The 11869-nt window shown below is 44.0% G+C and carries 14 protein-coding genes; 13 read left to right on the top strand and 1 reads right to left on the bottom strand.

What is annotated here, in order from left to right:
- Positions 1-101 precede the first annotated feature (101 nt).
- From bioB to bioD, 4 genes are read left to right on the top strand one after another with little or no spacing between them, the layout of a single operon-like run.
- Positions 102-1154 (top strand): biotin synthase BioB, encoded by a 1053-nt coding sequence (bioB, locus tag L3V30_RS04990; RefSeq protein ID WP_086369529.1) that lies wholly within the window; start codon positions 102-104, stop codon positions 1152-1154.
- Complete coding sequence (gene bioF / locus L3V30_RS04985) at positions 1141-2292, top strand: 8-amino-7-oxononanoate synthase (protein ID WP_237308461.1); 1152 nt, start codon at positions 1141-1143, stop codon at positions 2290-2292. Before bioB ends, bioF begins: the two co-directional genes overlap by 14 nt.
- Positions 2292-3098 (top strand): malonyl-ACP O-methyltransferase BioC, encoded by an 807-nt coding sequence (gene bioC / locus L3V30_RS04980; protein ID WP_152812426.1) that lies wholly within the window; start codon positions 2292-2294, stop codon positions 3096-3098. The genes bioF and bioC overlap by 1 nt, the downstream gene beginning before the upstream one ends.
- Positions 3095-3781 (top strand): dethiobiotin synthase, encoded by a 687-nt coding sequence (gene bioD, locus L3V30_RS04975; RefSeq protein ID WP_005390831.1) that lies wholly within the window; start codon positions 3095-3097, stop codon positions 3779-3781. Before bioC ends, bioD begins: the two co-directional genes overlap by 4 nt.
- A gap of 75 nt (positions 3782-3856) precedes the next feature.
- On the opposite strand, the gene L3V30_RS04970 is transcribed toward bioD, so the two are convergent.
- A complete protein-coding gene (locus L3V30_RS04970; protein ID WP_005378215.1) occupies positions 3857-4024 on the bottom strand; it encodes a hypothetical protein in 168 nt (55 codons plus the stop codon).
- 508 nt (positions 4025-4532) lie between these two features.
- On the opposite strand from L3V30_RS04970, the gene htpX reads away from it, so the two are divergent.
- The 9 genes from htpX (at position 4533) to L3V30_RS04925 (ending at position 11766) form a co-directional block, all read left to right on the top strand.
- On the top strand, positions 4533-5402 hold the full coding sequence (htpX, locus tag L3V30_RS04965; RefSeq protein ID WP_005390832.1) for a protease HtpX: 870 nt from the start codon (positions 4533-4535) through the stop codon (positions 5400-5402).
- 224 nt (positions 5403-5626) lie between these two features.
- On the top strand, positions 5627-6046 hold the full coding sequence (locus tag L3V30_RS04960) for a nuclear transport factor 2 family protein (protein WP_237308460.1): 420 nt from the start codon (positions 5627-5629) through the stop codon (positions 6044-6046).
- Positions 6043-6768, top strand: a complete 726-nt coding sequence (locus tag L3V30_RS04955; RefSeq protein WP_150918416.1) for an SDR family oxidoreductase — start codon at positions 6043-6045, stop codon at positions 6766-6768. Before L3V30_RS04960 ends, L3V30_RS04955 begins: the two co-directional genes overlap by 4 nt.
- Before the next feature lie 12 nt (positions 6769-6780).
- Entirely contained in the window at positions 6781-8091 is a 1311-nt protein-coding gene (locus tag L3V30_RS04950; protein WP_161443072.1) for an NAD(P)/FAD-dependent oxidoreductase, read from the top strand.
- A 1-nt stretch (position 8092) separates the two neighbouring features.
- Positions 8093-8911, top strand: a complete 819-nt coding sequence (locus L3V30_RS04945) for a DUF1365 family protein (RefSeq protein WP_065645363.1) — start codon at positions 8093-8095, stop codon at positions 8909-8911.
- Complete coding sequence (locus L3V30_RS04940) at positions 8905-10161, top strand: cyclopropane-fatty-acyl-phospholipid synthase family protein (protein WP_054867767.1); 1257 nt, start codon at positions 8905-8907, stop codon at positions 10159-10161. Before L3V30_RS04945 ends, L3V30_RS04940 begins: the two co-directional genes overlap by 7 nt.
- 6 nt (positions 10162-10167) lie before the next feature.
- Complete coding sequence (locus tag L3V30_RS04935) at positions 10168-10680, top strand: DUF2878 domain-containing protein (protein WP_237308459.1); 513 nt, start codon at positions 10168-10170, stop codon at positions 10678-10680.
- Positions 10640-11233 carry a chalcone isomerase family protein gene (locus L3V30_RS04930; protein WP_041852974.1) on the top strand — a complete coding sequence of 198 codons (594 nt, stop codon included), beginning with the start codon at positions 10640-10642 and terminating at the stop codon, positions 11231-11233. The genes L3V30_RS04935 and L3V30_RS04930 overlap by 41 nt, the downstream gene beginning before the upstream one ends.
- An 11-nt stretch (positions 11234-11244) precedes the next feature.
- Positions 11245-11766: a DUF3833 domain-containing protein gene (locus tag L3V30_RS04925; RefSeq protein ID WP_237308574.1), complete on the top strand. Its 522-nt coding sequence runs from the start codon at positions 11245-11247 to the stop codon at positions 11764-11766.
- The last annotated feature ends 103 nt before the right edge of the window (positions 11767-11869 follow it).

Genomic DNA, 11869 nt, shown 5'->3' with positions numbered 1-11869 from the left:
AAATAAACAGGTGTAAACTTTGTTGTTTTGTGTTGTGTTGACAGTTTATCGAGACTCAGTAGACTGTCAACACAACAACAAAAGTGACTAAAGGAATACACGTGGAAGTTCGTCATAACTGGACGCATGCTGAAGTGCGCGATCTCATGGAAAAACCATTCATGGATCTCCTATTCGAAGCGCAGCTTGTACATCGTCAATATCAACAAACCAACCATGTTCAAGTAAGCACGCTTCTGTCGATTAAGACAGGTGCTTGTCCAGAAGATTGTAAGTACTGTCCTCAGAGTGCTCGCTACACCACAGACATTGAAAAAGAGCGTCTGATGGAAGTAGAGCGTGTACTCGACGCCGCACAAAAAGCGAAAAACGCTGGTTCTACTCGATTCTGTATGGGTGCAGCATGGAAAAACCCGAAAGAGCGTGACATGCCACATTTAACCGATATGATCAAAGGCGTGAAAGACATGGGTTTAGAAACGTGTATGACGTTAGGCATGTTAACGCCAGATCAAGCTAAGCAATTGGCAACAGCAGGTCTGGACTACTACAACCATAACCTCGATACCTCACCTGAGTTCTACGGCAACATCATTACCACTCGTACTTACCAAGACCGTTTAGATACGCTTTCTCACGTTCGTGATGCTGGTATGAAGATTTGTTCCGGAGGCATCATCGGCATGGGGGAAAGTGCCAATGACCGAGCTGGTTTGTTGGTTGAACTGGCTAATTTGCCAGTACATCCGGAAAGTGTGCCAATCAACATGCTGGTTAAGGTGAAGGGTACACCATTGGAAGAAGTGGACGACGTTGAGCCGTTCGACTTTATTCGTCTGATTGCAATAGCACGAATTATGATGCCCCAATCAGCCGTTCGTTTATCCGCTGGCCGTGAAAACATGAACGAACAAATGCAAGCGCTGTGTTTTATGGCGGGAGCCAACTCCGTCTTCTATGGCTGCAAACTTCTGACCACGCCAAACCCTTCTGAAGACAAAGACATGATGCTGTTTAACAAGCTCGGCATTAACAGCCAAGAGGTGTCTCAAAAACCTGATGAAATCGAAGAAAACGAGTTGCTGGATCGCGTCGTAGAGCGCGTTGCTGCCCGTCCGACAAAAGACGACCTTTTCTACGATGCCAGCGTTTAAATCTCGTATCGAGTCCGCTCTTGCTGAGCGTAAAACGCAAGGGTTGAATCGTTCTATGAATGTGGTGTTTGCCGGTAACCAGTCCGTTTTGGAACACGAAGGTAGACGTTACATTAATTTCTCAAGTAATGATTATTTGGGCTTGGCCAATGACCAAGCGCTTGTTCGTGCTTGGCAGCAAGGTTTAAGCGTATATGGCAGTGGCAGTGGAGCATCACCGATGGTGACTGGCTTTAGTGCCGCGCACAGCAATTTAGAAGCCGCACTGACCGAATGGCTGGGTTACGACAGAGCAATTCTGTTTGGTTCTGGATTCAGTGCTAATCAAGCCTTGTTGTTCACCTTGTTAGAAAAATCAGACGTACTCATTCAAGACCGTTTGAACCATGCCTCGTTGATGGAAGCGGGGGCGTTGTCACCAGCTAAGATGAAGCGCTTCAAGCACAATGACATCGAGCACCTAAAGTTGCTGCTGAATAGCGAAGACAATCACTTAGTCGTGACTGAAGGGGTGTTTAGTATGGACGGGGATTGTGCACCACTTGCTGATATAGCTGACGTCACCGGTAATCATGATGCTTGGCTAGCTGTAGACGACGCTCATGGTATTGGCGTTCTCGGTCAATCCGGTGGCGGTTCTTGCGAGTTAGCAAAGGTTAAACCTGAGATACTGATCGTTACTTTCGGCAAAGCGTTTGGTATGTCTGGCGCGGCTATTTTATGTGACCACACAACGGGGGACTTTTTAACTCAGTTTGCTCGTCACCATGTGTATTCCACGGCGATGCCTCCGGCACAAGCCTATGCGCTCACGCATGCTGTCTCGATGGTTCAAGAGCAGTCTTGGCGACGTGAAAAGCTCACAGAGTTAAGTGAAGTGTATCGAGATAGCCTCAGCGACGTTGAGGGCTTTGTTGAGACTCAAACTTCGATTAAGCCGTTTGTGATTGGTGAATCTGATTTGGCTTTGCGAGTAGCAGGTGCTTGTCGCCAAAACGGTATTTGGGTTACTGCTATTCGTCCTCCAACAGTTCCGAAAGGGACGTCTCGTCTGCGAATCACACTCACTGCTAATCACACTAACGAACAAGTTAAAACGCTTTCAATGGCATTGAAGCAAGCATTAGGAACGCAGTAATGGATAATGCAGAGCAAATGAAGTTGGATTGCTTACTGCCTAATAAACAAGCGATCGCCGCTTCCTTTAGTAAGGCGGCTGACACATACGACAAACATGCCGCTTTCCAGCGTGATGTCGGCCATCGCTTACTAGACAAACTTCCGAATGACTTAACTCATCAACGTGTTTTGGATTTAGGATGTGGTACGGGCTATTTTTCTCAACTTCTTCAAGAGCGTGGCGCTGAAGTGTTTTGTGTGGACATCTCTCAAGAGATGTTAAGCAAAGCTATGGTGCGCTGTGGCCATGAACGAATGAATTATGTGCTAGCCGACGCAGAAAACTTGCCTTTCGACGATACAAGCTTCGACTACGTATTCTCTAGCTTGGCTTTGCAATGGTGTGCCGATTTAAGTTATCCCCTGAGAGAAGTTCGTCGTGTACTAAAAGCTAATGGGAAGGCGGCTTTTTCTACACTAGCTGAAGGGTCACTGTGCGAGTTGCGTGCATCATGGAAAAAAATTGATGCATATCAACACGTCAATAACTTTCTATCGCTCAATCAGGTAAAAATTGCGTTAGCGCAATCTCGATGTGACAACCATCAACTAGACTTGACCACCATCACAGTTTGGTACGACTCAGCATTTTCAGTTATGCGTGACCTCAAAGGTATAGGTGCAAATCACGTAAGCGGGCGCTCACATGGTTTAACCAGTCGAGAGACTTTGTTGCAAGTTGAGCATGAGTACCAAGCGTTTAAAAATGATCAAGGTCTTCTACCTGCAAGTTATCAGGTTTGTTTTGGAGTAATACATCTATGATTGATGCTTTTTTTATTGCTGGTACGGATACTGATGTAGGAAAAACGGTAGCGTCTAAAGCCATTTTGCAAGCGTTGGCAGCAAAAGGACTAAACACTATTGGTTATAAACCAGTGGCAGCAGGGAGTGATAAGACTGAAGCTGGATGGCGTAACTCTGACGCCTTACATTTACAAGCGGCCGCGACACTTGATGTCGCTTATGATGATGTGAATCCATACGCTTTAGAATTGCCAGCTTCTCCTCACATCGCGGCAAAACATGAACATGTCGAAATAAAATACGAACTCCTCAGTGAAAAGCTGGCTCAACACAAGCAGCAAGCTGATGTCGTTCTCGTTGAGGGCGCTGGTGGTTGGCGTGTGCCTGTGTCAGATACCGACTGTTTATCTACTTGGGTACAAGCAGAGCAGTTACCCGTGGTCTTGGTAGTTGGTATTAAATTAGGTTGTTTGAGCCATGCTTTACTCACGGCTGAGAGTATTAAAGCGGATGGCTTGAATCTTGTTGGTTGGGTGGCAAACCGAGTGAACCCTGGCACCGAGCACTATGCTGATATTATCGAGATGCTTGAAGCGCGTATCGGTGCGCCTAAGCTTGGCGAAATCCCATACATTCCAAGTGCTAAGCGCAAAGAGCTGGGCAAGTACATTAATGTCGAGCCTTTGCTAAATACTGACTGATTGTGTTTAAAATACTAAAAACCAAAGGGCTGCGTAATGCAGCCCTTTTTTATTGGTGTAATCTATAACATCAGATTACTTATCTTGGCTAAGCCCCATCAATGCTTGCTGAGTTTCTGCAACACGCTGAGACATATGATGATCGGTTGAAATACCAAGTTGTTGCTTCGCCTCATCCTCTGAGATGCCTAGATGACAACGTAGTAAATCAATAGCCATTTGATAGTCGTTAGTTTCTACCATGGTTTTTCCCTCAATACATGGAAGTTTTGAGCTCGCCTAATGTACCTTTTTAATGTACTTAGAGTGGCTCTGTTTTGTTCATCTCGTTTGAATCTAGCATGTCCATGTCACCGCACAATAAGACCAAAGTCTATAGCGGGGCTAACATACTGTTTTTGGTCTAGTAAAATATTTCTAGCTAAGTTGCCTAGAGGTGATAGATTTAACATCAAGGTCATCCATTGATAGATGAGGTGCGATTCAAAGTACTTTTCATTACGGAAAGGAATGAATATGAATGGAGGTAATGGCTCTTATCAGAACGTGCCTAGAAATCGCTTGAACATAATCTTTCAGTCTCGAAAACAAATGTTGCAATTTATTGCTTAACCTTGTTTTTATCGCGGATAGACTATATCTATAACGCACGGAGCATGAAACTTAGCGGAATTGGCTTTTACAGCGATTACCACCTGTTCCTTATAACAATCCGTTTTAAAAAAACGATAAGCTTCCTCGGAGAAAAGTAATGAAGCGAATTATGTTATTCCTAGCAACTAACCTAGCTGTCGTGCTAGTGCTTAGTGTTGTTCTGAATATTGTTTACGCTACCACTGGAATGCAACCTGGCAGTCTTTCTGGTTTGCTAGTTATGGCCGCCATATTTGGTTTTGGTGGTGCACTGATTTCGTTGATGATGTCAAAGGGCATGGCACTGCGCTCGGTTGGCGGTATGGTCATTGAAAGTCCGCGTAACGAAACTGAGCATTGGTTAGTCGAAACTGTGGGTCGTCAAGCTCAGCAAGCGGGTATTGGTATGCCAACGGTGGCTATTTATGACTCACCAGATATCAATGCATTCGCGACGGGAGCAAAGCGAGATGACTCTCTTGTCGCGGTTTCCACTGGCCTTTTACACAATATGACTCGTGATGAAGCAGAAGCGGTACTGGCCCACGAAGTGAGCCATATTGCAAATGGTGACATGGTCACGATGACATTGATGCAAGGCGTTGTGAACACGTTTGTTATCTTCCTATCCCGTTTTATCGCCAATATTGTGGCATCGAACGATGATGAAGAAGGTCAAGGTACAAACATGATGGTTTACTTCGGTGTATCTATGGTGCTTGAGCTAGTGTTTGGTTTCTTAGCAAGCTTTATTACCATGTGGTACAGCCGTCATCGCGAATTCCATGCCGACGCAGGTGCTGCTCACTTAGTTGGTAAAGAGAAAATGATCGCGGCATTGGAACGTTTGAAGATGAGTCACGAATCTCAACTTGATGGCACAATGATGGCATTCGGTATCAATGGCAAGCAGTCATTGACTGAGCTACTGATGAGCCACCCTCCGCTAGATAAACGTATTGCAGCGTTACGTAGTCAGCAATACTAGTTGTAAAAACTGACAGCGCACGCGAAAGTAATCGTTAATTTCCTGAAAAGGCTTGGTTTTGACCAAGCCTTTTTTTTGATCGATTGATCGCTTGCGAGATCCATCACGTATCTACCTACAGAAACAAAGTTATACAAAATTATTTTTGTACAACTTTTAAAGAATGAACTATCTTGTACATATAATAATTTTGTACAACTTGATGGGCATGTAGGAGTAAACACATGGACATACAGTCTGTTGGCAATATCTATCAAAAGCTGAATAAAGCGAACTTACATCTGCTTAAAGACGTATATCACCAAGATGTCGTCTTTGAAGATGCTGCTCATCGTTTAGAAGGGTGGCCTGCACTTTCAGATTACTTCACATCATTATATGCCAACGTCATAAGCTGTGACTTTGTTATCCACGAACATCAACAAGTCGGAGATACTGGCTTCCTAACGTGGACCATGGATCTTCAGCATCCCAAACTTCAAAAAGGTGCACCTATTCTCGTTAATGGTGTGTCGCATCTTAAGTTCAGCGAAGGCCAAGTTATTTATCACCGAGATTACTTTGATCTCGGAGAAATGCTTTACGAAAACTTACCTTTACTTGGCTCAGTCGTAAAAATCATCAAGCAGAGGTTAGGACAATGAACAATACTATCTTAATCACTGGCGCTACCTCCGGAATAGGGAAGCAATTGGCTTTAGATTACGCGAACTCTGATTGGAGCGTTATTGCTTGTGGACGAAACAAAGACGTTCTTGCTGAATTGGGGGCTGCTTCTTCTAATATCCATACATTACAGTTTGACGTGACAAACCATGAACAAACTCAGCATGCGCTGTCCAGTTTGCCTTTCACGCCGAGTACCTGGGTTTTTAATGCAGGGGATTGTGAGTATATGGACAACGGTGTGGTTGACGCGAAACTCATGGCGCGTGTGATGAATGTAAACGTCGTTGGTGTTGCCAACTGCGTAGAAGGTTGCCAACCACACTTAGATAAAGGGCATCGCATCGTTATCGTGGGTTCTATTGCTTCAGAAGTCGCGTTGCCAAGGGCTGAAGCCTACGGCGCTTCTAAGGCCGCTGTGAGCTACTTTGCTCGCACATTAGCTGTTGATTTGAAGAAGAAGGGCATTCAAGTGGTGACCGTGTTCCCAGGCTTTGTGGAAACCCCGTTAACTGACAAAAATGACTTCGAAATGCCGATGATTATTTCTACGCAGCAAGCCTCGAACTCTATCAGAAAACAGTTGGCTGCCAACAAGACGCACATCTATTTCCCCGCGAGGTTTACCAATATTTTACGTTTTATCTCGTTACTTCCATACAGTTGGCAAGCTCGTCTAACTGCTAAACTCGTATCATAAGAAGGAATAAAAATGAAAACAGTAGGAAGAAAGAAGGTAGCGATTGTGGGAACCGGAATTTCTGGCCTTACGTGTGGTTACTATCTACATAAAGAGCATGATGTCACCGTATTTGAAGCTAACGATTACATTGGCGGGCACACCGCGACGGTGGATGTAAAACTCGATGGTAAAGAATATGCGATTGATACGGGCTTTATTGTTTACAACGATCGCACTTATCCTAATTTCATCAAAATGATGAACGAGATTGGTGTCGAAGGGTTGCCAACCCAGATGAGCTTTAGTGTAAGAAACGACGGCAATGGTTTGGAATATAACGGTCACACCGTGTCGACATTATTTGCTCAAAAGCGTAATTGGGTAAATCCTAAGTTCTATCGTTTTATCTTCGAGATCCTTCGTTTCAACAAACTTGCCAAAAGCGTCGCTAGCAAACAATCGAGTCATTCTCAGACGCTAGGTGAGTTTCTTGATGAGCACAACTTCAGTACTTTCTTTTCAGATAACTACATTTTGCCGATGGGCGCTGCAATTTGGTCTTCGACTTTAGCGGACATGCGCGCATTTCCGCTGATGTTTTTCCTTCGCTTTTTCTTAAATCACGGATTGCTTGATGTTACTAACAGGCCGCAATGGTATGTAATTAAAGGTGGCTCTCGTGAGTACATTCCACCTTTGACTCAAGGTTTTATCGATAAAATTCGACTCAATAGTCCGGTAGAAAAAGTGCTACGTAGTGAGAATGGTGTGGGTTTAAAAGTCAACGGTGAAATGCATTGGTTTGATGATGTCATCTTTGCTTGTCACAGTGATCAAGCGATGAACATGTTAGGTGACATTAGCCCAGTCGAGCAAGAGGTGCTGGGTAATATGGCTTATCAAGCGAATGAAGTGGTGCTTCACACTGATACGAGTTTACTTCCAAAGCGTAAAGCGGCGTGGGCTTCGTGGAACTACCTACTGGAGGGCAGTGAAGACGAACAGCAACGTCTCCCTTCGCTTACTTACAACATGAATATTCTCCAACATGTTCAATCTGAGCACACATTCTGTGTCACGCTAAATAGCACTGAGCAGATCGAACCGAGCAAAGTATTACGGACGTTTACCTATCACCATCCAGTGTTCTCCACCGACTCTATCGCTGCACAGCAACGTAAAGAAGAGGTGCAAGGGCTGAACAATACTTGGTTCTGCGGCGCTTATTGGTACAACGGTTTCCACGAGGATGGCGTTCGCAGCGCATTGGACGTAGTGAAAGGGCTTGAAGAGAAATATCGCGTTCAAACTGCTGTCAACTTAGAAAAAGGTGCAGCGTGATATGGATAGCCAAATGAACAGCCAGTTGTTTGTTGGCAACGTTCGACATCGCAGGTTCACGCCGATAAAACATGAATTGAACTACTCATTGTTTATGCCAGCTATTGATGTCGATGAGCTAAAAAAACTAGAGGAAAAAGTTTGGGGTTTTGGCTCTCGTTGGTGGCATTGGGCACGCTTTAAACGCAGTGACTATGTTGGTGAGGGCTGCTTAAAGGTGGCCGTGCACGACAAAATTGAAGAGTTAACAGGTGTTCGTTGTACCGGCAAAGTCATCGCTGTTTGTCATTTGCGCTATTTAGGACTTTATTTTAGTCCGGTGAATTTCTACTACGTTTATAACAAAGAAGGGGAATGGAAATACCTCTTAGCTGAAGTCAGCAATACACCTTGGAACGAGCGTCATTACTACGCAGTCGCTGCTGAGCAAAACGATGAAAACTTTGGATGGGAACAAGAGAAAGCCTTTCATGTTTCTCCGTTTAATCCAATTGACCAACAGTATCACTGGAAGATTAAACCACTGACGGACAAGTTAAGGATTCATCTTGAATGCCACAAAAGCGAAAAGCACTTTGATGCGACGATGACAATGAAAGCTCAAGTGTTTTCGAGCAAAAGCTTATCGAAGTGTTTGATCGTTACGCCAATACAGACGGTAAAAGTAATGGTTGGTATTTATTGGCACGCATTAAAACTTTGGGTGAAAGGCGCGCCTTTTTATTCTCATCCTAAATATTCAACACACGACGAAATAGAAGCCGACACTAAAAAAACAGACAAAAAAAATAAAAAGCACAAGGAGAATTCTGCATGTTAAATACCAGTTCTATGACATTGCCGCGCAAATTGACGACAACACAAAAGGCGGCTCGCGGAGTTATTTTTCAATGTCTGCAAAAAATGGAAATCGGCTGCTTAACTGTTATTGAAAGCTTTAAGACGGAAACGAAAGAAAGAAGCGAGCGCTTTAATGCGCCCAACGGTGAATACAGCGGTCAGCCTGTTGTGGCGACGATTGAGGTAAAGCATCCTGGCTTTTACTCGCGAATCTTGCAAGGTGGCAGCATTGCGGCGGGTGAGGCTTATATGGATGGTTGGTGGGACAGCCCGGATCTAACCTCGTTAATGAAACTTATGGCTCTCAATATGCGAGCGCTAGATAAACTTGAAGAGAAAGGAAGTTGGCTGACTAAAATACTGTACAAGTTCAGTCATTGGACCAACCGCAATTCTCAAGAGAACTCTCGTAAAAACATTCATGCGCATTACGACTTGGGCAACAATTTGTACGAGTCATTTTTAGACGACAACATGCTGTACTCATCGGCCTTATATGTGCAAGACAACGATACTTTGGAACAAGCGCAAATCAACAAAATGGATCGTTTGTGCCAGCAACTTGAGCTTCAACCATCCGATCGAGTGATTGAGATCGGTACAGGGTGGGGGGCTATGGCCATTTACATGGCAGAGCAATATGGTTGTCATGTAACGACAACGACGATTTCTGAAGAGCAGCATGCTTACGCTGAACAAAAAATTAGAGAGCGAAATTTGGGCGACAAGATCACTCTATTAAAACAAGACTATCGAGACCTTTCGGGTCACTACGATAAGTTAGTCTCGATAGAAATGATCGAAGCGGTTGGAAAACAATTTTTGCCTTCCTACATCAAGCAATGCCAATCATTACTCAAGCCGGGTGGTTTAATGGCAATTCAAGCCATCACTATCGCTGACCAGCGTTATGATTACTACAGTAACAACGTTGACTTTATCCAGAAATACATCTTTCCAGGTGGGTTCTTACCTTCGGTTACATCTTTAACTCAAGCTGCGACCAAATACAGTGACTTGGTGGTGAGAGACTTATTTGATATTGGTCTGGACTATGCGAAAACCTTGAGCGAGTGGCACTCTAGATTTAATCAAGCTGAAGATCACGTACGCTCTCTCGGTTATGACGACCGCTTTGTCCGCATGTGGCGCTACTACCTTAGTTATTGTGAAGGTGGGTTTTTAGCTCGAAGTATCAGTGCCGTTCACATGACATTCCAGCGACCTTAAACCGTTATGAAGTTGCTGATTGCCTCTACATGGTTCCAGCTCTGTTGGTTCTCTGCAGTGCTTGGGACCTATCAATGGCAGTGGCTAACACTGATCTTAACATTTATTACTCTTGTCTATTGTTGGAGGACGGACGCTTCTGCCTTGAAGCACATCGCGAGTATCGTTTTGGCGGGTGTAGTGCTCGATACGCTCAATCAACAGTTTTCTGTTTTTGTCTTTCCAACACAATGGTTACCCATTTGGTTGTTGTGCCTTTGGGTTCTGTTCTCTTGGTATGCCTATCAGCTCAAGTCTGTTTTGTACCGTTTCCCAAAAATCTACGTATCAATTGTAGGTGGCGTTGGAGGAACCGTCAGTTACTACGCCGGTTACAAGCTCCAAGTCGTTGAATATGGATTTAATACCAGCGTTACGTTGGTCATTCTATTTGCTGAATGGTTTGCCATGACGCTTTTGATACTCAAGGTATACGGATATGAAAAGCTTGAAGAGAGATTTAACCCAGAGGCTGATTAAGGTAGTTGCTTCTCTAGTAGTTATGGGCTCCTTTGCTCTACAAGCTCAGCCAGTTGGAAACAGTGAAAACGCAGATAAGATGTCGAGTTGGAAGGGGTGGAAAACCGTCGGTGAGGCACAACTCACATGGTTCATCTTCGATATATATCAGTCTCGACTAAGAGCACCTGATGGAAAGTTTATTGTAAATGGCGATGTATCACCACACCCTCTGGCATTGGAAATTAACTATCAAAGAGACATCAGCAAGCAGCAGTTGCTTGATGTAACTGATGAGCAATGGGCAAAACTTGGTTTTACTGAATCATATCGAAAAAGTTGGATTAGTGAGCTAAACCGTATGTTCCCTGATATAAAAAAAGGGGATGAGCTTACTTACTTAACCGATGGTAAAACTGGTCAGCTTCTTTACCGACAAGCTGGCATTGCACAAATCAAGACAGTTGGCTTCGTTCAAGATGAGCGAATGAACGATGCGTTTTTGTCTATATGGTTGTCACCTAATACAGAGTTCCCAAAACTTCGAAAACAATTAATAGGGCAGGTTAGATAGTGCTTAAACGAATTTTAAAATCAGTCGCCTTGGCCGCTGCGGCCTTACTTTCAGCATGCTCAGCAGATATCGATAATTATCAATCATCTACACCGACTTTTGATTTATTCGGCTATTTTGAAGGCGAAACTAAGGCGTGGGGGATGGTCCAAGATTACACTGAACAGCAAACTCGTCGTTTTGAACTCGACATCGTGGGTACTGTGGAAGGTAACACGTTGACGCTGGTGGAAGACTTTGTGTTTGATGATGGAGAGGTTGACCAGCGAATTTGGGTTATTACCAAATTAGAAGATGGACGCTATGAAGGTAAAGCAGAGGATATTATTGGTGTAGCAACAGGGGCTGAGCAAGGCAATGCGTTGCAGTGGCGGTATGACTTTGAGTTGCAAATGGATGACTCAACAGTAACGGTCGCTTTTGATGATTGGCTTTATCGTCAGGACGAGAAGCATGTTTTCAACCTCACCAAAATTAAAAAGTTTGGTATAGAGGTCGGGACAATAACCTTATTCTTCCAAAAACAGCCATAATAGTTGAGGGATTTATCCTCTTGCATTACTACCAAATAACCGAAATTATTTCTTCCTAACTAAAAAGGTTGACGCTTTCACGTCAACCTTTTCAATTGCAGAT

This window comes from Vibrio sp. A1-1 (assembly GCF_021728175.1).
Classification (GTDB): Bacteria; Pseudomonadota; Gammaproteobacteria; order Enterobacterales; family Vibrionaceae; genus Vibrio; species Vibrio diabolicus.
This window is presented reverse-complemented; position numbering and strand designations above follow the sequence as displayed.